Origin of the sequence: Micromonospora sp. U21 (assembly GCF_018070045.1) — a bacterium.
Taxonomy (GTDB): Bacteria; Actinomycetota; Actinomycetes; order Mycobacteriales; family Micromonosporaceae; genus Micromonospora.
On record NZ_JAGPYK010000051.1, the window covers coordinates 1 to 22563 of the forward strand.

At 69.5% G+C, this 22563-nt stretch carries 22 protein-coding genes; 19 read left to right on the forward strand and 3 right to left on the reverse strand.

Annotated features, from left to right (window positions below; translation table 11 throughout):
* The first annotated feature begins 586 nt into the window (after positions 1–586).
* From KBX63_RS33235 to KBX63_RS33310, 16 genes are all read left to right on the forward strand, one after another.
* Positions 587–889, forward strand: coding sequence for a pilin (locus KBX63_RS33235; RefSeq protein ID WP_210918262.1), 303 nt, complete (start codon positions 587–589; stop codon positions 887–889).
* An 11-nt stretch (positions 890–900) separates the two neighbouring features.
* Entirely contained in the window at positions 901–1818 is a 918-nt protein-coding gene (locus tag KBX63_RS33240) for a hypothetical protein (RefSeq protein ID WP_210918263.1), read from the forward strand.
* Complete coding sequence (locus tag KBX63_RS33245) at positions 1815–2705, forward strand: PrgI family protein (protein ID WP_210918264.1); 891 nt, start codon at positions 1815–1817, stop codon at positions 2703–2705. The genes KBX63_RS33240 and KBX63_RS33245 overlap by 4 nt, the downstream gene beginning before the upstream one ends.
* A gap of 20 nt (positions 2706–2725) precedes the next feature.
* Entirely contained in the window at positions 2726–4453 is a 1728-nt protein-coding gene (locus KBX63_RS33250; protein ID WP_247663848.1) for a VirB4 family type IV secretion system protein, read from the forward strand.
* Positions 4453–6918, forward strand: coding sequence for a type IV secretory system conjugative DNA transfer family protein (locus tag KBX63_RS33255; RefSeq protein WP_247663849.1), 2466 nt, complete (start codon positions 4453–4455; stop codon positions 6916–6918). Before KBX63_RS33250 ends, KBX63_RS33255 begins: the two co-directional genes overlap by 1 nt.
* Positions 6919–7117: 199 nt before the next feature.
* Positions 7118–7966, forward strand: coding sequence for a replication-relaxation family protein (locus tag KBX63_RS33260; RefSeq protein ID WP_210918266.1), 849 nt, complete (start codon positions 7118–7120; stop codon positions 7964–7966).
* A 308-nt stretch (positions 7967–8274) separates the two neighbouring features.
* Positions 8275–8964: a hypothetical protein gene (locus KBX63_RS33265; protein WP_210918267.1), complete on the forward strand. Its 690-nt coding sequence runs from the start codon at positions 8275–8277 to the stop codon at positions 8962–8964.
* A 97-nt stretch (positions 8965–9061) separates the two neighbouring features.
* Positions 9062–9793 (forward strand): hypothetical protein, encoded by a 732-nt coding sequence (locus KBX63_RS33270; protein WP_210918268.1) that lies wholly within the window; start codon positions 9062–9064, stop codon positions 9791–9793.
* A 12-nt stretch (positions 9794–9805) separates the two neighbouring features.
* Positions 9806–10396 carry a hypothetical protein gene (locus KBX63_RS33275; RefSeq protein ID WP_210918269.1) on the forward strand — a complete coding sequence of 197 codons (591 nt, stop codon included), beginning with the start codon at positions 9806–9808 and terminating at the stop codon, positions 10394–10396.
* A gap of 175 nt (positions 10397–10571) precedes the next feature.
* Positions 10572–11855, forward strand: coding sequence for a MarR family transcriptional regulator (locus KBX63_RS33280; RefSeq protein WP_210918270.1), 1284 nt, complete (start codon positions 10572–10574; stop codon positions 11853–11855).
* Between the two features lie 405 nt (positions 11856–12260).
* Positions 12261–13250 carry a DUF932 domain-containing protein gene (locus KBX63_RS33285; protein ID WP_210918291.1) on the forward strand — a complete coding sequence of 330 codons (990 nt, stop codon included), beginning with the start codon at positions 12261–12263 and terminating at the stop codon, positions 13248–13250.
* Between the two features lie 119 nt (positions 13251–13369).
* A complete protein-coding gene (locus KBX63_RS33290) occupies positions 13370–13780 on the forward strand; it encodes a hypothetical protein (RefSeq protein WP_210918271.1) in 411 nt (136 codons plus the stop codon).
* On the forward strand, positions 13777–14223 hold the full coding sequence (locus tag KBX63_RS33295) for a hypothetical protein (protein WP_210918272.1): 447 nt from the start codon (positions 13777–13779) through the stop codon (positions 14221–14223). The genes KBX63_RS33290 and KBX63_RS33295 overlap by 4 nt, the downstream gene beginning before the upstream one ends.
* Positions 14224–14322: 99 nt before the next feature.
* Positions 14323–14652, forward strand: a complete 330-nt coding sequence (locus tag KBX63_RS33300) for a hypothetical protein (protein ID WP_210918274.1) — start codon at positions 14323–14325, stop codon at positions 14650–14652.
* A gap of 75 nt (positions 14653–14727) precedes the next feature.
* On the forward strand, positions 14728–15147 hold the full coding sequence (locus KBX63_RS33305) for a hypothetical protein (protein WP_210918275.1): 420 nt from the start codon (positions 14728–14730) through the stop codon (positions 15145–15147).
* Complete coding sequence (locus KBX63_RS33310; protein ID WP_210918276.1) at positions 15144–16163, forward strand: C40 family peptidase; 1020 nt, start codon at positions 15144–15146, stop codon at positions 16161–16163. Before KBX63_RS33305 ends, KBX63_RS33310 begins: the two co-directional genes overlap by 4 nt.
* Positions 16164–16343: 180 nt before the next feature.
* On the opposite strand, the gene KBX63_RS33315 is transcribed toward KBX63_RS33310, so the two are convergent.
* The 3 genes from KBX63_RS33315 to KBX63_RS33325 all read right to left on the reverse strand — a co-directional run bounded on the left by KBX63_RS33315 (position 16344) and on the right by KBX63_RS33325 (position 20559).
* A complete protein-coding gene (locus tag KBX63_RS33315) occupies positions 16344–16922 on the reverse strand; it encodes a DinB family protein (RefSeq protein ID WP_210918277.1) in 579 nt (192 codons plus the stop codon).
* Positions 16923–17278: 356 nt separating this feature from the next.
* On the reverse strand, positions 17279–20230 hold the full coding sequence (locus KBX63_RS33320) for a tetratricopeptide repeat protein (protein WP_210918278.1): 2952 nt from the start codon (positions 20228–20230) through the stop codon (positions 17279–17281).
* A complete protein-coding gene (locus KBX63_RS33325) occupies positions 20227–20559 on the reverse strand; it encodes a CU044_2847 family protein (protein WP_210918279.1) in 333 nt (110 codons plus the stop codon). Before KBX63_RS33325 ends, KBX63_RS33320 begins: the two co-directional genes overlap by 4 nt.
* A 263-nt stretch (positions 20560–20822) precedes the next feature.
* On the opposite strand from KBX63_RS33325, the gene KBX63_RS33330 reads away from it, so the two are divergent.
* The 3 genes from KBX63_RS33330 to KBX63_RS33340 all read left to right on the forward strand — a co-directional run bounded on the left by KBX63_RS33330 (position 20823) and on the right by KBX63_RS33340 (position 22306).
* Entirely contained in the window at positions 20823–21248 is a 426-nt protein-coding gene (locus KBX63_RS33330; protein WP_247663851.1) for an adenylyltransferase/cytidyltransferase family protein, read from the forward strand.
* A 133-nt stretch (positions 21249–21381) separates the two neighbouring features.
* On the forward strand, positions 21382–21972 hold the full coding sequence (locus tag KBX63_RS33335) for a DUF4240 domain-containing protein (protein WP_210918281.1): 591 nt from the start codon (positions 21382–21384) through the stop codon (positions 21970–21972).
* Between the two features lie 64 nt (positions 21973–22036).
* A complete protein-coding gene (locus KBX63_RS33340) occupies positions 22037–22306 on the forward strand; it encodes a hypothetical protein (RefSeq protein WP_247663853.1) in 270 nt (89 codons plus the stop codon).
* The last annotated feature ends 257 nt before the right edge of the window (positions 22307–22563 follow it).

Sequence of the window (22563 nt, forward strand, 5' to 3'; positions counted from 1 at the left end):
ACGAAGAGCCGTGGTGGCAGGGGCACTGGACGATCCCGTACGACTCGGACCGGGTCTTGGTCCTGACGGCTCAAGCGCTCTTGGCGCACTCGACACAGACTCGCGAAGCTGCGGAGGTTATCGCAGCGAGTTTCGAACGCTGTCAGTAGAGGCCCTGGGCATCCGCTCTTCGACAAAGCCGGACGTGTCCTGCAAGTCGATCCACCAACGCCGCCCCATCAGTGACAGATGTGCGGGCACAACCACGACGGAGGGTGGCGCGTTGCACGTCGCCCGTCGTGGCTCTTCCTGGTTGCGGCCCAGGGGGACTACCTGAGTCGCTGACTGATCTTGTCAGGTCTTGACGGACACCAGGCGAGTTCGATCGGCCTGACAGCCGAGATCTGGGCGGTGCATGTCATCCACGGCATGCCCGCCCGGTGGGGACCCTCACCCGGCGAGGCCAACGGCCCGGCACGGCTGGCGCGGCGTACTGACACCGCAACCCTTCGCTCACAGCAAGGGAGGAGCGCCCCCACCGGACCCGTCGAAGCCTCGCCCCGGTCCCCACCGCGGCGGCCCCGCAGAAGTCCTGTGGAGCGTCGCAATGCACGCAACTCTGTCAGTTCTGTCCGACCTCGCCGCCGCCACACCCACGCCCACGCCGGCCCCGACGCCCAAGACCATCAACGACGTCATCTCCTCGATCACCACGTGGATCATGGGGATCATCGCGCTGGTCGCGACGATGTTCCTGGTCATCGGTGGCCTCCGCTACATGGCCGCTGGCGGTGACCCTGCCCAGGTCGAGCAGGCGAAGGGCAACTTCAAGTCCGCGTTGATCGGCTACGCGTTGGCGGTGCTCTCCCCCGTGATCCTGCAGGTGCTGCAGGGCATCATCGGCGGCTGAGGGCATCGGTCATGGTCGACTGGATGATGAATGGCCTGGTGGATTGGCTCGCCGAGCGGTTGCAAGACCTGCTCGGCGGGCTCCTGGCCTATCTGACGTCGTCGATGTTCCTGTCGCCGGACGTCACTGTATTGCCGCAGGTGCAGACCATTGCCGCGAAGAGCGCGCTGGTCGTCAACGCCTGCTACGTCCTCGCGCTGGTGACCGCCGGCGTCGTGGCGATGACCAGCAGTTCGTTCGAGGTCCGATACGGCGTCAAGGAACTTGTGCCACGCCTCGTTGTCGGGTTCATCCTGTCGAACTTCGCGGTCCCGCTCTGCGCGGTGCTCATCGATGTCGCGAACGCGTTGACGGTGTCCATGGTCGGCACGGCGGCTCCGACCACGCAGGCGGTCACGATGGCCCGCACCCACATGGCCGCCGCCCTCGTCGATCCGGCCAACGCGCTCATCGCGCTGGTCATCGGGTTGCTGATCGTCGGGCTGATGTTCGCCCTCGTCTCCGGTTGGGTCGTCCGCGTCGCGGTGCTGGTCATCTTGGCCGGGCTCGCCCCGGTTGCGCTGGCCTGCTATTGCCTGCCGTGGACGCAACCCGGCGCCGAATTGTGGTGGCGCAGCCTGCTGGGCTGCCTGGGCACGGCGGTGCTGCAGGCCATTGCGTTCTCCACCGGCATCCAACTGCTCACCGACCCGGACGCGAGCATTCCTGTTCTGATCGGCCTGCCGGGCTCGGACGTGCTGAATCTGCTGTTGGTCGCGGTGGTGCTGTGGATGACGGTCAAGATCCCCGGGATGATGCGCCGCTACGCGATGGGCAAGGGGTCGCCGAACGTCGGCGGGATTCTGCTGCGGGCAGTGGTCATCCAGGGCATCACCCGCCGTCTCCCGCTCGGCGGGCTCGGACGCATCGCCTCGCGAGGTGGGCGATGACGATTGAGGACGGCGTCCCGCGCGCCGTCGTCCCGGCCAACGTCAACGAGGCCGACCGCATCGCGTTCGGGCTGACGTTCCGGCAGCTGGGCATCGTCGGCGGTGCCGGCCTCGTCGGGTTCGGTGTCTACCGCACGGTCGGGCATCTGCTGCCGCAGGTGGCGTGGATCGTCGCCGGGGCGGTCGTGTTCGCCGTGGCGTTCGTGGTGGCGCTCGGCCGTCGTGACGGCCTGCCGCTGGATGTGTGGCTGCGGCACGGGTTCGTGCTCAGTGGCAGGCCACGCACGCTTGCCCCGGGTTCAGCTCGGGCCAGCTCGGTCGCGGTCGTGGCCGGCAACCCGAGCCTTCCGGCGCCGCTGCGTTCTCCGGTCACGGCGCTCAGCCCGACCGGAGTCCTGACCAGTGAGGGCAGCGGCAAGGTCCTGATCGCCTGCGGCACAACGAACATCCACCTGCGCACCGGCGGTGAGCAGGGCGCGCTGTTGGAGGGGTTTGGCCGGTTCCTCAACAGCCTGACCGGGCCGGCGCAGATCGTCGTGGCCGCGCAACGGCACGACCTGACCGTCTACGCGCAGGCGACTGCCGACCACGCGCCGCGGCTGTCGCACCCGGCGTTGCAGGCCGCCGCCGACGACTACGCCGAGTTCCTGCTCGACCTCGACAGCCAGCGCGATCCGCTGCGCCGCCAGGTCCTCGCCGTCGTTACCGGAGAGTTCGGGGCCGACGCCGCGGTGCGCGCACTGTCCGGGCTCGGTGTCGAAGCCGCAGCTTTGGACGGGCCGGCTGTCGCCTCCGCGCTGGCCGGCGCGGTCGATCCGTTCTCCCCGCCGGTGCCTGGCCCGCGTGCGGTACCCGGCGCCCCGATCACCCTGCGGAGCACATCGTGAACCTGTTGAAAAGGCCCAAGATGAGTGTCGCGGGCGGGGAGGGGATGCCCTCCCCCGCCGCGTTGTCGCTCACGCCGTGGCACGTGCAGGTAGGCGACGGATATGCCGCCACCTACGCGGTGTGCGGCTATCCGGCCGAGGTCGGCCCCGCGTGGCTCGACCCGCTGCTGTCCTACCCCGCACGGGTCGACGTCGCGGTGCACCTGGACCCGGTGGCGCCGCAACTGGCCGCGCCGATGCTCAAGCGCCAGCGCGCCCGCCTCGAATCCTCGCGCCGCCTCGACGCCGACCAGGGACGCTTGGGTGATCCCATGGTCGAGGCGGCCGCAGCGGACGCCGCCGACCTCGCTGAACGGGTCGCCCGCGGCGCGGCGAAGCTCTTCGACACCGGCATCTACGTCACCATCCACGCCCGTACCCTCGAGGAGCTGCGAACCGTCACCGCGGGTGTGAAGTCCGCCGCCGCCAGCGTGCTGCTGGACCTGCAACCGGCCACGTTCCGGCACCACCAGGGCTGGATCTCCACCCTGCCGGTCGGCGTGGACCCGCTGCGGATGCGCCGCATCCTCGACACCACCGCCCTCGCGGCGGCGTTTCCCCTCGCCTCGGCGGACCTCGCCGCCCCGGCCCCCGGCACCGTCGCTGCGCCCGAGGGCCTGCTGTACGGGGTCAACACGACCAGCAACGGGGTCGTGATCTGGAACAGGTGGGCGCAGGACAACCACAACTCGGTCGTCCTGGCCCGCTCCGGCGCGGGTAAGTCGTACTTCGTCAAGCTGGAGGTCTTACGAAACCTCTACCAGGGCACCCTCGTGTCCGTCATCGACCCCGAAGACGAGTACACGCCGCTGGCCGAGCACGTCGGCGGCACGGTCGTGCAGCTCGGCCAACCGGGTGTCAGGGTCAACCCCCTCGATCTGCCCGCCGACAACCGGGCCGACACCCTCACCCGACGCGGCCTGTACCTGCACACCCTGATCTCGGTCATGCTCGGGGCGGCCCCGCCGCCCGGCGAGCGCGCTGCGCTGGACCGGGCGATCACCGCCACCTACGCCCGCGCCGGGATCAACGGCGACCCGGGCACCTGGACCAAGCCCGCGCCGCTGCTGCGGGACCTCGCCGACATGCTCGCCGCTGACGACGACCCGGTTGCCGGGCAGCTCGCCGCCCGGCTTGCTCCGTGGACGGTCGGGAACTTCGCCAACCTGTTTGACGGGCCGACCACGACGGTCCCGCGTGGGCACCTGGTGGTGTGGTCACTGCGGCATCTGCCCGACGAGCTGCGCACGGTGGGCACGCTGTTGGCGCTCGACTCGATCTGGTCGGGCATCGACACCCCGGCCACGGGCGCTCGTCGGCGGAGGCAGCTCGTCGTGGTGGACGAAGCCTGGCTACTGATGCGCGACGGCGAAGGCAGCCGGTTTCTGTTCCGGATGGCCAAGGCAGCCCGGAAGCGGTCCGCCGGCCTGTGCGTGATCACCCAGGACGCGGCCGACGTGCTGTCGACCGACCTCGGCCTCGCCGTGGTGTCCAACGCCGCGACTCAGGTCCTGATGCGCCAGAGCACGCAGTGCATCGACGCGGTGTCCGAGGCGTTTGGTCTGACCGCCGGGGAGTCGCGGTTGCTGCTGTCGGCGCCACGCGGCGAGGGATTGCTCGTCGCCGGTCGTAGTCGGATCCCGTTCCGCGCGGTTGGGTCGGCGGCGGAGCACAGGATCGCGGTAACCGGGATCGGGGAGGTCGAATGATGACTACCCCGACCTGGCCCGCTGACATCGGGCATTGGATCATCGGACGGCCGTGGCTCGGCTTCCTTGCCGCCGCCGCGATCGTCGGCGCGGTTTTCGGCCATGATCAGGTGCTCGTCTGGCGGCACAAGCGGTTCGAGACCGGCGCACGGTGGCTGACCGTCGCCGCCCCGCCGGAGGTCACCGCCGAGGCTGCCGCGGCGTTCTGGACCATGCTGGTCGGCGTGCTGACGCCGTCGGTGTGGCAGCAGCGTCTGTTCGGCATCCCGCACGTCGGGTGGGAGTACGTCTGGACCGGCCGGTCCCTGACTGTCCGGGTCTGGGTGCCCGGCACGGTGCCGGGCGGCGCGGTCGAGGCCGCCGTCCGGGCAGCCTGGCCCGCGGCCACCCTCACCGCCGCCGACGCCGCACCGCCGATTCCGCGTACCGTCGCCGAGGAGGTGGGTGGGGCGCACTGGCCGCAGCACACCGACGGGCTGCCGCTGCGCAGCGAGCACGACACCGACCCGCTGCGGGCGCTGCTCGCCGCCGGGGCACAGGTACGCCACCGCGAACACGCGTGTGTGCAGATCCTCGCCCGCCCGGCATCCACCCGCCGCGTCCGCGCGGCCCGCAGGGCTGCGGCGAGCACTAGCAACAATGGCCACGGGCGGCCTGACCTGGCCACCCGCGCCGTCACCGGGGCGGTGCGGCTGGCTATCGAGCCCCTGCTGTGGTTCCTCGACGTGTTCACGCCCGGCGCGTCGCGGGCCCACACCCCGGGCCATGCCCCGGGGGTACGTCCGGCCGAGCGGGACCCGGTGGCCACCGTTGATGCCCGCACCATCGTGGACAAGGCCGTGCGGGTGCCGCACTACGAGATCGCGGTTCGGTTCGCGGTCGCGGCCGACGCCGGCACATCCCCACCAGACCCGCAACGGGCCACCCAGGTCCGCTCACGCCTCGTCGGGCTCGGGCACACCATCGCCTCAGCCGCCGCGGCGTACACCGGCCCCAACCGGCTGCGGCGCATGAAGATGCCCCAGCCGGTGGCCACGATCGCCGCACGGCGCCTGCGGTACGGGTTCCTGGCCACCGTCCCGGAACTCTCGGCCCTGGCCGCGCTGCCGCAAGACCTCGCCGTTCCGGGCCTGGACCGGGCGCGGGCCAAGGCCGTGCCGGCGCCCGTGCAGGTCCCCTCCGGCGGGCGGGGCGTGAAGGTGCTGGGCCGCTCACAAATCGGCCACCACAGCATCGGCCTCGCTGTCACTGATGCCCGCCAGCACGTGCACGTCGTCGGCAAGACTGGCGTCGGCAAGTCCACGCTGCTGCTGAACATGATCCTCGGCGACATCAAGGCCGGGCGCGGGACCGTGGTCATCGACCCACGCGGGGACCTGATCACCGACATCCTCGACCGACTGCCCGCCACCTACGCCAAGAAGATCGTGATCATCGACCCGGACCAGGAAAACCCCGGCTGCTTCAACCCCCTCGATGACGGCGGCGACCCGCACCTGGCCGTAGACAACCTCGTCGGCATCTTCGCCAAGATCTTCCAAGGACAGTGGGGCCCACGCATGGACGACACCATGCGCGTCGCCTGCCTCACCCTGATGCGCCACGCCAAACCAACCCTGAGCCTGGTCCCGTCGCTGTTACAGGACCGCGACTTCCGGGCCCGGTTCACCCACGGCCTGGACGACCCGGACGGCCTCGGCGGGTTCTGGCTCTGGTACGACGGCATCAACGAGCAGTTCCGCGGCCAGGTCATCGCACCCGTCCTCGCCCGACTCCGGGCCTTCCTGCTGCGCGACTTCGTCAAAAGCGTGATCGGCAACGCCCACTCATCGTTCGACATGGGCCGGGTGCTCGACGGCGGGGTGCTGCTGTGCCGGCTACCCAAGGGCATCCTCGGCGAGGAGACCAGCCGCATCCTCGGCTCGATGATCGTCGCCCGGGTCTGGCAGGCCGCCATCGCCCGCGCCAACATCCCCGAAGACCAGCGCAAAGACGCCAACCTCTACATCGATGAGTGCCACAACTTCCTCACGCTGCCCGGCAACGTCGGGGACATGCTCGCCGAGGCACGCGGGTTCCGCCTCGGGCTCGTCCTGGCGCACCAGGACCTGGCGCAACTGCCCCACGACATCGCCGCCGCGGTGTCGGCCAACGCCCGCACGAAGCTGTTCTTCACCGTCGACCCCGCCGACGCGCGGGACCTGTCCCGACACACCAAACCCGAACTGGACGAACACGACCTCGCCCACCTCGACGTCTACACCGCCGCCGCCCGCCTGCTGGTCGGCAACCGGGAGCTACCCGCGTTCACCTTCGTGACCAACCCGCCGGCGCCGACGGTGGGTGAGGCGACCGCGATCCGGCAGGAGTGCGCCGCCGCCCACAGCCGCACCGGTGGTGAGCCGCCGATGCAGCAACTCGCCCGTACCGCGATGAAGCGGCGGATGACCGACCGCGACCGCTGACCCGCGTTCGGAGGCTCGGTTGGGTGCGGCACCGGGGGCTCGTGTGGGGGTGTCCGCGACACGAGACCCCACACGCGCCCCCTACACCTGACCTGTCAGGTGCCTGACCTGCACTAACCCACCCGACGCCAGAACCGACATCGAGATCAACTCATCCAGACTCCCTACGGGACTCTCTCTCCAAGGGGTGTGTCCACCTATGCCGCAATCGCGCTCGGCCAGCCTGCTGGCCATCTATCCCCACATCACGAACCGGGACCGTCAGCTGCTTCAGCTGCTCGACGACCACCGGGTCCTCACCACCGATCAGATCCACCGCATGCTGTTCCTCGCCCGCCGTACCTGTCAGATCCGCCTCGGTGAACTGGCGGCCCTGGGCCTGCTGGACCGGTTCCGGTTCGCCCGCGCCGGAGGCGGCAGCCATCCCTGGCACTGGACACTCGGCCACCAGGGGCACCGGTTCCAGGCCGCCGCTCACCACCGGCCCGAGCCCACCGTGCGCACCAGCCGCCAGCGCGTCGACCGCCTCTCGGCCAACCCGAACCTGACCCACCTGCTCACGGCCAACGAGTTCTTCGTCCGGCTCACCGTGCACGCCCGCTGGCACCCGCACGCGCGGCTGGACCGGTGGTGGTCCGAGACGATGACCACCAAGCAGTTCCGCACCATCACCGCCGACGGGCACGGCCTGTGGAGCGTCGCGGACACCACGGTGGGGTTCTTCCTGGAGGCCGACACCGGCACCGAGCCGCTGGGTCGGGTGGTGGCCAAGCTCGACCGGTACATCCAGCTGGCCCGCCGCGGCGGCCCCCGCTACCCGGTGCTGTTCTGGCTCGGCAGCGCGCACCGTGAGGAACACCTGCACCGGCTCCTGCCCGGCCGACACGACATTCCCCTCGCGACCGCCACCCACGCCACGGACCCCGCCGAAGCGGTCTGGCTTCCTGGCGGCGCCACCGGCCGAGTTCGGCTCACCGAGCTGCCCAGCGACCACGGCCAGCCCGTGGCGGACAACCCGAACTACGACGAGAACGGCTTCGTGCTCTGACAAACCCTGGCAGGCTCGCGACGACATCCTGTCAACGCAGCTCAGCGGCATGGTCGGTGATCCTGACAGAGCCGGTGCTGTCAGGTCGCGGCGCTACGATGCAGCTTCTTCTTCTGCTCGCACCGCCGCCCGTCTGTCCCCCCCGGACCTACCCGCGCCAGCGGGATCACCCACAGCCCACCTCCCGGTCGGCTCGTGATCCACGCCCCGCGCCTTGCACGGCAGCTTCCCGGCCAGACGCCCGCGACCCGGTGACACCACGACGCCAACCCTGCACGCCCACGCCTGCCCGAAGGAGGCACCCTGCCATGCCCACGTCAATGCCGCTTCACGTCCCGGTCGTCACCGTTTGCTTCGCCCCCGGCGAGGACGCGGACTGGTTCGCCGCCTCGGAAAAGGTCACTGACCTCCTGGACGCCGACGGCACCCCGGCCCGCCGCTACCACGTGCGCCACCGCCGCCTCATCGGCTGGCTGACCCGCTTCCTCGGCTACTACCTGCTCGACGCCGCCCGCCGCTTCGGCGCGGTCACCATGGCCGCCGGAGGCCGCAAGGGTCGTCTCGACCTGACCGGTACCGCGGCCAGGGCCGCCAACGACGCCGCCCTGCGCTGGCGTGCCTGGAACACCCACATCGCCGCGACAACCCGTGCGGCCCACCCCTTCGAGGACTACCTCGCCCAGCACCACGCCGACCCGACCAAGGTGAGCTTGGCCGAGGCCCGCCGCCGCTTCGAGCAGCAACCCCGCGTCCTGGCGATGCTCGCCCTCTCCTTCGACCCGTACGAGCTGTCCGTCTACCAAGCCGGTGAAGCCACCTACGTCGGGCTGCACTGGCGCATCGCGCTGATCGGCGACGCGCTGATCACCACCGACGGTCGACTGCTCATCCCGGCCAGTGACTCCGTCGCTGACCGGTTCCGCTTCCTCAACGAAGCGTGCCGCTACCTGCGCAGCCTGCGCTCCAGCGCCCGACTGTGCGCCGTCGCCATCGCCTAACCGCCTATCGCCCGACCAGACCGAGGACCGGTCGCAGCCCCGCTGCGACCGGTCCTCGCCATGCCCACAACCCGCCCACTGGCAAAGGAGATCCCCGGTGTTCCTGACCGATCCCGCCCTACGACGCATCGCCGCCGACACCAACGACGTCCTCCCCGAGCACCTCTGGCGCCACGACACCGCCACCCTCGATCCCCTCGGCGACCTCGCCCGCATCCTGCACAAGACCGCCCGCGAGTTCACCGACAGCACCACCAGACTCGATCAGGCCCTCGCCCGGGTGGGTGTGCTCGCCCAGTCGGCCCGGCAAGGGCTGGCCGCCCGCGCCGACCTGCACATCGCCGGCAACCACCAGACTCTCGCCGACGCGCTCGTCGCCCGCGAACGACACACCGTCCTCGGGGCCGCGCTCGTCACCTGCTACCACGCCTGGCGCAACCACCGGCCGATCGGCGACGGCGACGAGCGGTACCTGCTCCTTCGGCGCTGCGACCCGTCGCGCGGCGTGGCGACGTTACGGCGCAACGACCCGCGCACCTGGCTGGTGGTGCCCGACGCCGAGGCCGCCGGCGCCTTCGACATCCCCTACCCGGATCGCGTCGTCGGCGAGGTCACCGAGACCGATCACGGGTGCACGCCCACCGCCTACATCGCCCGGCCGCATCACCAAGCCCCGCTCGCCGCGGTGTATCAGCTACCCGCGTGCGGTGACCTTGCCTCAGCCTGCCGGTCCCTGCTGCGCTGGTGGCACCTGCGCCACTCCGACACCTGGCGCACCCGCACCCCCAACCAACTCGACCCCGCCGAACTCGCCCACCTCGCCAGTTGAGCCGGGGACCTCATGCCGTACCTCGACACGATCAGCCGCTGGATCACCGCGACGACCGACCGCACCCTCGACCAACACGCCGCCGACCCCGTCCCCGCCGCCGCGCACCTGCCCGAAGCCGCCGCCAATCTGCGGCACCTGCGCACCGAGCTGCTGCTCGCGGTGGACCAACTGCGCACCCTCCTGATCAACGACGACGACCTGAACGGTTCCACCAGCACGGTCGCCGGCCCGGTGGAGACCATCAGGGAGCTGGTCCGCGAGTATCGGTACGCCCGCAACTGGATCGACACCCTCATCGGCGACGAGGCCCGGGCCGCGTACGCGCAGGCGAACCCGGGCCGCTCGGTGCGGCGGCGCTACGTCAAACCCGGTGACACGGTCCTGGTCGTCCTGCCGCACACCGACTCCTGCCGCCGGCAGAACCTCGCCGGACACGCCACCCACATCAGGGTCGGTACCTCCGACGCCAGGCTCCGCCCGCCCGGCAGCGTCAATCCGCTGTGGCTGTCCCACGCCGACGCCGGGATCTACCGGGATCCGACCGAGGACCGCCTCTACATCCTGCAGGCCGCCGACGACGAGGCCACCCCCGGTCACTGAGCGGCCGGCGCGGCACCACCCACCGCCACGACCACCGGGCCGCACCTGGGCGGCATCCCCTCGGCAGGGCACCACGACACGCGCCTGCCGCGCTGACCGCTGCCCGCGACCCGGCGCACCACCGCCCGGCACACCACCGTGCCGGGCGTCCCCATTCCCGAGGAGGGAAACCCTGATGGAACACCTGTCCCTGACGCCTGCCACGCAGGCCGTCCTCGACGCCCTGACCGACCTCGGTCAGGGCAACGTCCACGAGTTGGCCGACAAGTCTGGCAAGGCTCGCTCGACCGCCGACAAGGCGATCAGATCTCTGGCCGACGTCGGTGTCATCGTCGCGGTGGACACCGGCGCCGACCCGGCCGAGGGCACCCCCACCCGGTGGGCCCTCGCCGCGCCGACCAACGCCAACGCCGTCACGCCCGTTAACGCGGTAGACGAGATCGATATCGGCGACCCGGACTCCGACAACGCGGCCGACCAGCCGGACATGGAGATTGGCGACCAGCCCACCGAGACGGCCCACGGCGCCGAGGGCGGGGGCCACCGACCCGACGATGGCAGCGACGACGCCGACGACCAGCCGGTCACCCAGACGACCGACCAGCCGGGCAGCCAGATCGACAGCGACGACGCGATCGACCCCGACGACGACGCCACCAGTGGCGAGGACGAGCAGGTACCGACGGTCGCCGCCGTGCAGCCCGCTCGCCCTGGTGACCGCAAGGTCATGGCCATCAAGGGTGTCCTGGCCGACTACGGCGACGGCGGCGCGACCCTCGACGTCATCGTGGGCGAGAGCGGTATCAGTCACCCGAGCGCCTCGCGGCTGCTGACCGCGATGGAGCAGGCCGACGCCGCCCGCCGGCTGCCCGATCTGCCGCAACGGTGGATCCCGGGCCCGACCAAGGCCAGCGAGGTCGACCCGAACCCGCAGCCGGCCCGCTGCCCGGTGTGCTACCAGGTCATCCGCGGCCTGGCGACCGCGCCGAGCGCCACGGCGGCGGTGCTGCCCCTGATCCGGCCGGACGGCACGCTGCACGTCGTCGCGTCGGACGGCGAGACCCACGTCGTGGCCCTGCCCCGTCGCACGCCGCAACGCTCGCCGGGCATCACCGCGAGCGTGGGCCGTCGCAGCGACGCGAGCGCCAACGCCGACGGCAGCCGGCCGTTCGGCCGGGGCGAGTTGGAGAAGTTGACCCTCGACGTCCTGGCCGCGAATCCGGGCCGGGCGATGAGCCCGCAGGACATCGCCACCGCCATCAGTGGACAGCTCGGCCGCGCGGTCAGCTCCGGGGCGGTGCGCAACAACTGCACCAAGGCCGCCGCCGCCGGCCGGATCGCCCTGGTTTCCGATGCGCCGCTGACCTTCGCCTACCCGGTGCAACCCGACCAGGACCTCGCCGCGAGCGCCAGCGCGGACAACCCCGGGCCGGACGACAACGACGCCGAGCAGTCCTGACCCGGTACACGCCGATGACGCCGCGGGGACGGGCCAACGTTCGGACACCCGCAGCGACGTGACTGGAGCACCCTCATGCCCGACGTCCGACCACTGTCCGACCTGGTTCTGCACTACCTCGTCGAGAGGCCAGGCCATCCGTTGAAGCCGCACGAGATCGCCTGCGGTATCAACGCCACCCTCGACGGGCGCCGCATCGGCACCAGCGCCGTCACCACGTGCTGCCTGCACACCGCCGCCACCGGTCACCACATCCAGGTCACCGAAGAACCGATGGCGCTCGCCTGCCCCATCGGTCCGATCACGACCGGCGAAGGCCGCGCCAAACAGTCCTGCATCCCCAACCCATGGCGGGGGCCGAGCGCATGCGCTCGGCCCCCGCGGCACATCGAAGAGGAGAAACCCGTGCCGCACGAACTCGAGACGTTCGCCGACGGAACGACCGCCTTCGCCAGCGCCCGCCTGTCGGCCTGGCACCAACTGGGCACCGTCACCCAGGACACGATGAAGGCAGAGGAGATCATGGCCGCCGCCCGGCTCGGCGACTGGGGGGTGCGCACCATCCGCACGGTCGGCGTCGACATCGTCGACGGTGTCGAGGTGCAGATTCCCGCCGACGACAAGCGGATGACGGTGCGCCGCAACCCCGTCACCGGGGATACCGAGTACCTGGGCATCGTCGGCACCGACTACACCGTGGTCCAGAACGAGCAGTGCGCCGAGATGCTCGACCGCCTGGTCGATCAGGTGGGCGGCGCCCACTTCGAGACCGCCGGCAGCCTGCGCCGCGGCAAGAGCGTGTTCGTCACGATGAAGCTGCCTACGGCGATGGAGATCGCCGGCGTGGACCGGCTGGACCTCTACCTGATCGGCACGACCTCCCACGACGGCACCGCCGCGCTGCGGGTGGACGCCAGCCCGATCCGGGTGGTCTGCGCGAACACCCAGCGCGCGGCCTTCGCCCACTCGGTCGGTCACTACACGTTCCGGCACACCTCCAACGTCACCTCCCAGATCAGCCAGGCCCGCGAGGCGCTGGGCCTGATGTGGACGTACATGGAGACCTTCGAGAAGGCCGCCGAGCAGATGCTCCAGACCGAGCTGACCATGCGCGAGTTCGAGAAGGTCGTCGGACAGGTGTGGCCGGTCAAGGACAACGCGTCCGAGCAGACCCGCAACAACGCCAAGCAGCGCCTGGGCACCCTGAAGTACCTGATCCGCGAGGCCGACACCCAGAAGGCCATCGCCGGCAGCCGGTGGGCCGGATACCAGGCCATCACCGAGTACCTCGACCACTACCAGCCCGCCAAGAACGACTTCGTCCGCGCCAACCGGGTGCTCACCGGCAACGCAGGCGAGCTGAAGGTGGCCGCCTTCGACCTGTTGAAGGTCTGACCGCACCTCGACCCGTCGGGGCAGCGGTCCACCGACCGCTGCCCCGACCCGCACGGAACGGACACACCCATGGCACCGCCGAGCACCAGGCGGCGCGGATCAGACGAGACGGCCCGCCGATGATCCGCCACCTCCGCCACCTCCGCCACCCCCGCGACCTCCAGCAGTCCGTGTGCGGCCTGCCCGCCGCCGACGTCCAGCGGTGGGAGACCGAGGACCCGCCGCGTGTCGAGTCCACCTGCGAGGACTGCTCCACCCTGCTGCCCGAAGCGCAACGACCCGACGACGCCAAGCACCCACCCGGAGATGCCACGCTCATCGACACGCTGCGGCGCATCGTCGCCAACCGGCAGCACGCCAAGATCGACGGTGTCCTCGTCGACCTGTGGTCGGCCAGCGTCACCGTCCTCATCTGGGACCAGCTCCGCGACGACAAGCGGCAACGGCTGCTGACCTTGCCGTCGCACGAGCTGATCCTGCGCTGCGTCGCGATCTACACCCGCGTCACCGCGAAGAAGAACCACCAGTGACCGGACCCCGACTACCCCAGTGGTTCCACTTCGGGCCGTGGATGTTCTCGATCGACGCCGCGCAGGCGCTGATCACAGCGTCGCCCCGCGACACCCGGCCCCTGGACGTACCGGCGTGGTCCGCCGCGTACGGCCTTGCCCATCTCGACAACCCCAACGCGTGGGCAACCAGCGTCATCGGCCCGACCAGCACCGCCCTCAACCGGACCTACGCCATGACAGCCGACCTGACCAAGCCCCTGATCGTGGCGCAGATCAGCGTCAACAAACAGCCGCCCGCCACGCTACTCATCGACGGAACCCACCGCCTCTACCGCGCCTGGCGCGAGCACATACCGCGGCTGCCCGCCTACGTGCTCACCGTCGAGGAAACCCGCCAAATCCAGGACGACCTGCTCCTCGGACCACGCGGCACCTCCACCATCCCGCCGTCGAACCCATAACGGCCTGACACCACCCAACCCACCGCGTACGCCTCGGAAGCCGCCCCTACGCCGGCGGCGACCGAGGCGTACGCGCATTCACCCCTTGCGGAGGAACCCGTGACGTACACGCCACCGTGGCGCAGGGTCTGCGACTGCCGCTGCCTCGTCCACCACCGCCTGCCGCGCACCACCTACAACCAGCCCGGCTGCGCCTGCACCATCACCTGCGCCACCCAACCCATCACATTGCTGGCCCACCAGTGGGACCGCGCACTCTTCCTCGACCAGGGCGGCGACCTCTGGCACGTCCCCGCCATGGCCAACGGCACCTGGGACTGGGACAACGCCACAACGGTCGACACCCGCGCCGACGTCCACGACGCCGGCCATGTCATCGAGCACCTGCTACGCCAGGCCGCCAACGTCCTCGGCACGTCCACCGACTGACCCGACCGCTCAAGGTGGGCCGCCCACACGGGCGGCCCACGACCTTTTCGTGCTTCACGACCAGAGGAGACTTTTATGCACCGCACCTACCGCAACGCCCGCGAGCGCGCCTGCGACTGCCGCTGCCCGGTCCACCACGGCCAACCGCGCTCGATCTACACCAACCCCGACTGCCACTGCCTGGCCGCCTGCGCCAGCCAACCCATGACCCTGCTCGCCCCACAGGTCAACGGCGCCGTGCTCCTCGACGTAGCCAACCCCCTCTGGTACGTGCCCAGCTTGGAGCCCAGCCACTGGGACTGGCGCTACGCCACCCCTGTCGACGTGGGCCACCCGCTGTTCTCGGCCAGCACCCTGATCACCGGCCTCCTGCGCGAGACCCACGCCGCACTGCTCCCCCTTCTCTACCGCCTCTATAACGCACGACGCGGCGTCCAGCCGCACACCCGCACGCAGACCGGCCCTTTCTCGCTGCCCGAGAGGTCATCACCATGACAAAGATCATCATCGGCGTCGTCACTGTCGTCGTCATCGCCTGTTTCGGCCTGCCCCTCCTGCTGCTGTCCTCCGTCACCGGCGGCGGCCCCGGAGGATGCGCCATCGCCGCCCCATCCGGCCTACGCCCCTCGGGGCAGCCGCCCGGCCCCGGCCGATGGGACACCGAGCAACTCGACATCGCCGCCACGATCATCGACGTCGGGGTCGCCAAAGGGGTACCGCGCTGGGGCTGGACCGTCGCCGTCGCCACCGCTATGCAGGAATCCGGCCTGCGCAACCTGCCCTTCCTCGGCGACCGCAACGACCACGACTCCATCGGCGTCTTCCAGCAACGCCCCAGCCAAGGCTGGGGCACCATCGCGCAACTGTCCAAGCCCGCCCACCAAGCCGGCACGTTTTTCGACAAGCTCCAGACCGTGCCAGGCTGGCAGACGATGCCACTCACCCAGGCCGCACAAGCCGTCCAGGTCTCCGCTTTCCCCGAGGCCTACGCAACGTGGACCGACGACGCCCTGCAGCTCGTCGAGCAGATGACCAGCACCCTCGCCGACTGCGCCACCGACGCCCTCGACGCGCTCCCCGCCGGGTTCGCGTTACCCGCCAACACACCACCCGCCGTGGCGACCGCCATCGCCTGGGCCGTGAAACAACTCGGCACGCCGTACCACTTCGGCGGCACCTGCACCGACCCGCACTCCGGCGACCCCGACAAACAATGCGACTGCTCCTCGCTGATGCAATCGGCGTATCGGGCCGCTGGCATCTCCATCCCGCGCGTCACCACCGACCAGGTCAACGCCGGCAAGAGGGTGGCCGACCCGACACTTCTGCTACCCGGCGACCTCGTCTTCATCTCCGGAAGTCAAGGCACCATGGCCAACCCCCGCCACGTCGGCATGCATATCGGGCAGGGATTGATCATCCAGGCGCCAAGAACGGGCGACGTGGTCAAGATCTCGCGGCTGAGCAACTGGTTAGGCCAGATCGCCGCCATCAGGCGGGTTGTGCTGTAGCAGCGTCGTCGGATCCCACCTCGATCCCGCTTGATGCCCCATCACTGCCGACCATGGTGAGCGGACCGCGGCACATCCGTGCATGTGACCTGGCTTCGGGCTTCGACTGCCGCTGGCAGAATGACACGGTTTCTCGGACGAATTGGACGGAATCCGCGGGTTACGCGAAGACCGCACCCCTCAGGCGAACTCGCGCGCGGTGGATTCCAGCCTCTCGCGGTAGACGGCCCACCACGCCTCGTCGCCCTCGACCACGTTGTCGCCGGGCCGCCTCCAGCCGACCTGGCCGTCGACCAGTTCGCGCACGATGTCGGCGTGCCCGGCGTGCCGGTTCAGCTCGGCGAGCACATGCACGAGAATGAGGTGCAGCGTCACCGGCGTGTGTTGCCACCACCGCACCGAGCCGGACGCGTCGATCGGGAGCGTCTCGATCGTGGCGTCCGCGTGTGCCCAGACTCGGTGCCACAGGCCGATGATGTCGTCGCGGGACTCGTCGGCTGCGGCCCACATGTCCGTGTTCGGCTCGGCGTCCTCGTCTAGGCCTGCGACGGGTTCGGGAAAGGGACGGTCGAACACCTCGCCGAAATACCCGGCGGTCACCAAGGCCACGTGCTTGACCAGCCCGAGCAGGTTCGTCCCGGTCGGCACGACCGGGCGCCGTACGTCGTACTCCGACAGCCCGTCGAGCTTCCCGAGCAGCGCCTCGCGCGCCTCCCGCAGGTACCGATGAAGATCTGCCTTGGCGTCGAGGTCTGTCATGCCGCCCAGGATCTCACCGCCCCGACCGCCGCGATGCTCTGTACGCCGCGTTGCCGCAGGATGCGGTCCTTCAACCACCGGTGCCGCGGCCAGCGCTGTTACATTTGGCCGCAGATACCACCGGGCGAAGCGATCTGAACGCTGTGGGCCTATGGGAGATGCAGGGTATGGACGGTACCGGCCGGATCAGCAAGCGAATCACTGCCACCGACGGCGCTCTGCCGCCCGACGTCCTGGATCAGGTGGCGGCGGCGCTGGCGGCACACGCCGAGCTCGAGCCCGCGCGCCGCAGCGGGCGTACCGGGAAACCCGGTCCCCCGTCGCTGTGGCGCAGTTGGTGGCGTCGTGTTCGCCGGTCAGATTGTTAGCCGGGAGCGCACCACGGCAGCATCAATCGAACCCCAGTGGTAGCCGATCTCGATGCTGATCTGCTCGGCCTCGTTAAGTGCGTCCCTAGCCATGTCTGTGTCGCCGGCGCTGTAATGCAGTTGGCCGAGCTGGATCAGGGTGTCGACCTCGGCCAACCGGTAGCCGCCCAGTTCCGCAAGACTACGCGCCTGGTCCAGGTGCGTGCGCGCCTCCTTCGGCTGCCCGATACGTAGGGCCAGCGCGCCGCGCGCCCGCAGTGCGGCGACGAGCACGTCGCGGCGGGTGATGCCTTTTGCGATCCGTACCGCCTCGTCGAGCCGCTCACGGGCTTGCTTGAAGTCGGATTGATCGAGCGCCAGATCCCCCAACCCGACTAGGCAATGGGCGACGTCAGCCCGCCATTTCGCGGCCTGGCAAATCTTGAGGTTCAGCCGGTGCACCCGCTCCGCCTCGGCCAGGCGGCCCGAACGTCTCAGGTGCTCGGCGTAGCGGACACCGCTGGCGCTGTATAGCGCAGGCACCGGAGTCACCTCGCGGGCAATCCGGATCGCATTGGCGAACGCGTGATCGGCCTGCTCGCTGCGGCCCTCTAGGTGGGCTAGGCCGCCCTGCAACGTTTCGGCCACCAGTTCGTCCTCGGAGTTCTCTGGCGCCAGGGAAAAGGCCTCGGCCACCAGCGATCGGCAGGCGGGCAGCGCCCCGAGCTCCAGAAACAGCTCCGCGAGGTTCTGCACGCCCACGGCGGCGTCGAGATGTGCGTTCAGCTCGCGCATGGCGGGAATGGCGCGACGGAACATTGCGGCGGCATCGCGCAGTCGCCCCAGCAACTGAAGGCAAGTGGCGACCTCGTGCAGGACCCAGGCACGCGACTCGCGGTCGGTGACCAGCGGCTCCGCCCACATGTCGCGGTCGGGGAACAGATCTAGCAGGATCGACAGAACGGTCTCGTAAGCGTTGAGTTCGCGTGTGATCAGGCCGCGGTCGCCGAGGTAGACCCGGTCGTAGAGGATCTCGCAGGCTTCGTCGTACGCCCCGGAAGCCGCCGCGTGGTGTACCGCTTCAATGATCGGCACCAAGTCGTCCAGGGCCGGCACGGCTGGTGACTGCGCGGTGTTCCGCAGGTAGTGCTCTTTGACCAGTTCGTGCAACCGCCGCCGTAGCTGCACATCGTCGTCGGCCTGCCGGGCGTAGAAGTCGCGCACCAGCGGGTGCATGGTGTATCGGCCGGCACTGTCGCGGCGTACGATCCGCGAGATCAGCAGATAACGCATGGTGGTCGACTGCAACGCGGCCCAGTCGGGCACGTCGGTGGCACCGCGTAGCACTGCCCGCACTGCGTCGGGCTCGACCGGAGTGCGGAAGATGCTGATGCGCTGCAGCACGATCCGTTCCGCGGCGCTGAGGACTTGGTCGTACTCGGCCAGGATGCGGCGCACTTGGGCGTCGCGGAGCTCGTTGGGCTGCGGCGGCGGCAAGGTCGCGATTCGGCGTACGTCGCCGCCGTGTCGCCGCTTGAGATAGGTGCCGATGAGGCTGAGCGTCAGCGCGTGTCCGTCCCAGTCATCGACGACCTGGTCGAGTGCCGCGTCGGACCCGACGACGCCGAGTAGTTGCAGCAAATGCCGCCCCTCCTCGCGGCTGAGCGCGCCGACGACGACCTGCCGATAGGTCAGGTAGGCAGCCAGGTCCAGCACGGGCAGCCGGGATGTCAGCAGGACTAGCGATTGACTGCCCGGAGTGGCTGCATACTGCAGGAAGTCCCGCAGCTCAGCGCTGGCCAGGCCGGCATACCTGTCGCCACGCTGATGCTGCATGACCTCCAACCCGTCAAGGATGATCAGGTAGCGGCGTTTCGCCATCATGCCAAATGCCACCGCGGGTCGGCCGCCGCCCTCGGCGGCCTTGGCCGGGTCGATCTGCCCGCCGCTCATGAACTCGATTGCCGCGTCCAGGAACTCCTCGGTGTTCGCCCGCTCCGTGCAGCTCCACCAGAAGACGCCAGCCACACCGCCGTCGCGATCAAGCAAGTCGTCAACCCAACGCCTGGCCAGGCTGCTTTTGCCTTCGCCGCCGAGTCCGACGAGCGCGATCACCAGCCGGCGCTCCTCGTGTGCGGCGTCGTCGAGTTCGTCCAACTGCGCTTGCCGGCCGACCCAGTCCTCGAGCGGCATGGGCGCGTCCTCCAGTCGGTGCCCGGGTGCCGGAACGGCGCGCCGTACGAGGGTGCGGTCGTAGTTTGGCCGCTCAGCGTGCTGCAGCGTCAGCGCCTCAAACTGCAACGGCAGGCCCAAGCCGGTGAACTGCAGAACCTTGGCGTCAACTGCCCAGGCGGTGTCTCGATCCTTCAGAGATTGGTCGGCATACCAGGTTTGCGCGACGACGCCTACGACGAGATTGCGTTCCAGGTCGAGCACAGGCGCGCCGCTCATCCCGGCGTTGATGTCCGAGCACTTCAGTTGCACCGGGTCGGCATGAACGCGGGCCTGCTCAGGGGGAAGGACCCGACCCAGGATGGTGCCCTGTGCCAGCCCGCCAGGGTAGCGGTCGAGCACTCGAAACCCGAAGCTCTGGAAACGGTGGTCGCGCGAGCGCGCGGACGTACCAAGCACCGCGACCTTTTCTGCCGGCACAGGCACGGGCCGGGCGGTGCGTAGGCACACCAGGTCGTCGCTGTATCCGTCGGTAGCGGCCCAAATCACTTGTGCCCGGTCGACGTGCGCGGGTCGATCGTCGCGGGCGGGGAGGTAAACCTGTACCTCGATGCCTGGCAGTGCCGGGTCCAATTGGTGATTGGCCAGAACGTGGGCGCAGGTAACGATTATGCCCTCTGGGCTGACCAATACCCCCGTGCCGAGGACGGCTGCCGTGCCCGGGTGCCTGATCATGACGGTGAATTCCAGGAGGTCCTGGAGGATGACGCGCGGGTCGCCGGAGCTCATACCAGGGGCTCTGCGGCTTCCGTAGCGCCGGTGCCCCAGCGCAGCGTCACGTTGAGCGCCGCCTCGACGCTGGCTTTGGCGATGAGTGCGCCAGCCTCCGAGTCGAACTTGATACCAAAGGACAGCTCTACTTCCGACGGTGGCTGCACCATGGACCCTACCGCGCGGTGAACCTTGTCAGCCATCTGCCGGACGATGCCCATTGCCTCGGCGAGCGCCTCGCCGGACCGGCGTGTCACTTCGGCACCGGGCCGCGATACATCTTGCAGGCCGGGCCGCCGGCAGAACTCCACCTTGATCGGCGTATCCGTCAACCCTGGAGTGTCCATGCGCCCAACTGTAGTTTGGCGGGCATCGATAACACAGCACTTGATATCGCATCGCGACAGTCAGCCTCGGGTCCAAGGTGCGCCGCTGGTCGGTCCGGGTGGACTGCTCAGCCAGGTCACCCACGCTGTGCTGCAGAACGCTCTCGAGGCGGAGGTGACCGAGCACCTCGGTGCACATGTACGGCTGGGATGATCCTGGCCATGTGGCGGGAGTCGCGGTGACGGCTACGTCGGGTCGTGGAGTGGCGCCGGTACACGGTTCGTTGGCGGTCTATCCCGGTACGTTCGATGCGTTCACCCCGGGGCACCGCGACCTGGTGGCCCGTGCCCGGGTGATGTTCGACCAGATCATCGTGTTGCTGGCGGTGAACGCCGACAAGCGACCAACCGCCGAGGCCACGACCAGGGCCGCACGCGTGCGCGACGCCATGCCGGCGGCCTGGGGCAATGTCGAGGTGGACACCTGGACCGGCCTGACCACCGCCTACTGCCTGCGCCGCAGTGCCACGGTCATCGTCTGCGGCGTGCGCACGGCCGCGGACCTTCGCCACGAGTACCAGCTCGCTGCGATGAACGAGCAACTCGGCATTCAGACCGTCTGGGGTGCCGCCCCGTCCGCAGCTGGCAGCCACGTCGTCAACGGTCGCACGCGCGTACCGCTCGGCACAGTCGACCCGCCCGTCGCATAACACTGAGGAGTGACGCCAGATCGGCGGCATGAGCGGATGCTCAGGGTCAGGAATGCCTGAGCGGCTGCTCGCGACCGGTGCCTGGGTCGACAGGCATGAGTTGTGTCGGTTGGTCGTGGGAAGCTCTCGCGCCGTGAACGTTGGCGAGTTTTGGGCGGTGGTGGAGTCGGCCGGGGCGGGACTCGATGGGCGGACCGGCGATGACGGTGAGGCCGTTGCCGCGGCACTGGTGACGCGATTGGCGGCAACATCACCGGAGGGCATCCTCGAGTTCCAGGAGCTGTTCGATCAGCTCCATGGCGCCCTCTATCGCTGGGACGTGTGGGCGGCTGCGTACCTGATCGGCGGGGGATGCTCGGACGACAGCTTCATGGATTTCCGGGCGGGAGTCATCGCGCTAGGGCGCGAGTGGTACGAACGTGTCCTGGCCTCCCCCGAGGCACTGGCTGACCATCCCGTGATACGACAAGCGGCGGCCGAGGAAGACGACGGTGCGCTGTTCGCCGAGTCGGTGAACTACGTAGCCAGCGAGGCCTACGAGCAGGTCACGGGTGACGACCATGCCTTCTACGAGGCGATGAAGGCCCGCCAGCAAGTTGCGGTCGGCATCGACGAGGCCCGCGAGCCCGACATGGGTGAGGACTTCGACTTTGATGACGATGACGAGATGCGGCGTCGGCTGCCCCGGCTGGCTGAATTGTTCCTCGACCGCGGCGAGGATTGATCTCGGCAGCTGAGCCCCGACGCTTGGAGACGGCGTGGCCAAGCCAGGACAGAAGCCTTTCGTGGTGAGCCGTTACTTCCGTCGCCGGTGGAATGAATCGCGGGGCAACGAGTTCGACATCTGGGGCTACGCAACGTACTACTTCGAGACCGCGGAGGACGGCTGGCCGGTGCGCCAGGTTGAGGTGTACGACTCGGGGCCCGTCCTGCGTTACGGGCCGGCTCACCGCGAGGACCGGTTCAGTGGCCTCGGGCAGGGGCAACTCGACGAGTCCGAAGAGTGGGCCGAGTGGGAAATCACGGCTGACGAGTTCGAGCGGCAGTGGAACGAGTAGAACACTTACTGTCTGCGGGACAGCCCGTCTCGGCGCTCGCATCGCGGCCATGAGCGGTCGCTGAGCAGCCGAGTCGGTGGCCCTCAGTACCATCGGTTCATGCGTTGCACAGCGCCAGCACAAGGCCACCGCACGGCGAGCGGTCGCGCGAACTGCCCTGCGTGTGGATCCCGATCGTACTACCGGCCCTCCTACTACACCCCACCGGTCCCCCGGTACCGGAGCAGTGGAGGTGGGTCGTCCAGCGGCGGGACGCC

What these genes read in the sequence shown, in the direction of transcription:
- KBX63_RS33235 (WP_210918262.1), top strand. Translation starts at nt 587, where the DNA reads ATGCACGCAACTCTGTCAGTTCTGTCCGACCTCGCCGCCGCCACACCC.
- KBX63_RS33240 (WP_210918263.1), top strand. Translation starts at nt 901, where the DNA reads ATGGTCGACTGGATGATGAATGGCCTGGTGGATTGGCTCGCCGAGCGG.
- KBX63_RS33245 (WP_210918264.1), top strand. Translation starts at nt 1,815, where the DNA reads ATGACGATTGAGGACGGCGTCCCGCGCGCCGTCGTCCCGGCCAACGTC.
- KBX63_RS33250 (WP_247663848.1), top strand. Translation starts at nt 2,726, where the DNA reads ATGAGTGTCGCGGGCGGGGAGGGGATGCCCTCCCCCGCCGCGTTGTCG.
- KBX63_RS33255 (WP_247663849.1), top strand. Translation starts at nt 4,453, where the DNA reads ATGACTACCCCGACCTGGCCCGCTGACATCGGGCATTGGATCATCGGA.
- KBX63_RS33260 (WP_210918266.1), top strand. Translation starts at nt 7,118, where the DNA reads ATGCCGCAATCGCGCTCGGCCAGCCTGCTGGCCATCTATCCCCACATC.
- KBX63_RS33265 (WP_210918267.1), top strand. Translation starts at nt 8,275, where the DNA reads ATGCCCACGTCAATGCCGCTTCACGTCCCGGTCGTCACCGTTTGCTTC.
- KBX63_RS33275 (WP_210918269.1), top strand. Translation starts at nt 9,806, where the DNA reads ATGCCGTACCTCGACACGATCAGCCGCTGGATCACCGCGACGACCGAC.
- KBX63_RS33280 (WP_210918270.1), top strand. Translation starts at nt 10,572, where the DNA reads ATGGAACACCTGTCCCTGACGCCTGCCACGCAGGCCGTCCTCGACGCC.
- KBX63_RS33290 (WP_210918271.1), top strand. Translation starts at nt 13,370, where the DNA reads ATGATCCGCCACCTCCGCCACCTCCGCCACCCCCGCGACCTCCAGCAG.
- KBX63_RS33305 (WP_210918275.1), top strand. Translation starts at nt 14,728, where the DNA reads ATGCACCGCACCTACCGCAACGCCCGCGAGCGCGCCTGCGACTGCCGC.
- KBX63_RS33310 (WP_210918276.1), top strand. Translation starts at nt 15,144, where the DNA reads ATGACAAAGATCATCATCGGCGTCGTCACTGTCGTCGTCATCGCCTGT.
- KBX63_RS33315 (WP_210918277.1), bottom strand. Translation starts at nt 16,922, where the DNA reads ATGACAGACCTCGACGCCAAGGCAGATCTTCATCGGTACCTGCGGGAG.
- KBX63_RS33320 (WP_210918278.1), bottom strand. Translation starts at nt 20,230, where the DNA reads ATGAGCTCCGGCGACCCGCGCGTCATCCTCCAGGACCTCCTGGAATTC.
- KBX63_RS33325 (WP_210918279.1), bottom strand. Translation starts at nt 20,559, where the DNA reads ATGGACACTCCAGGGTTGACGGATACGCCGATCAAGGTGGAGTTCTGC.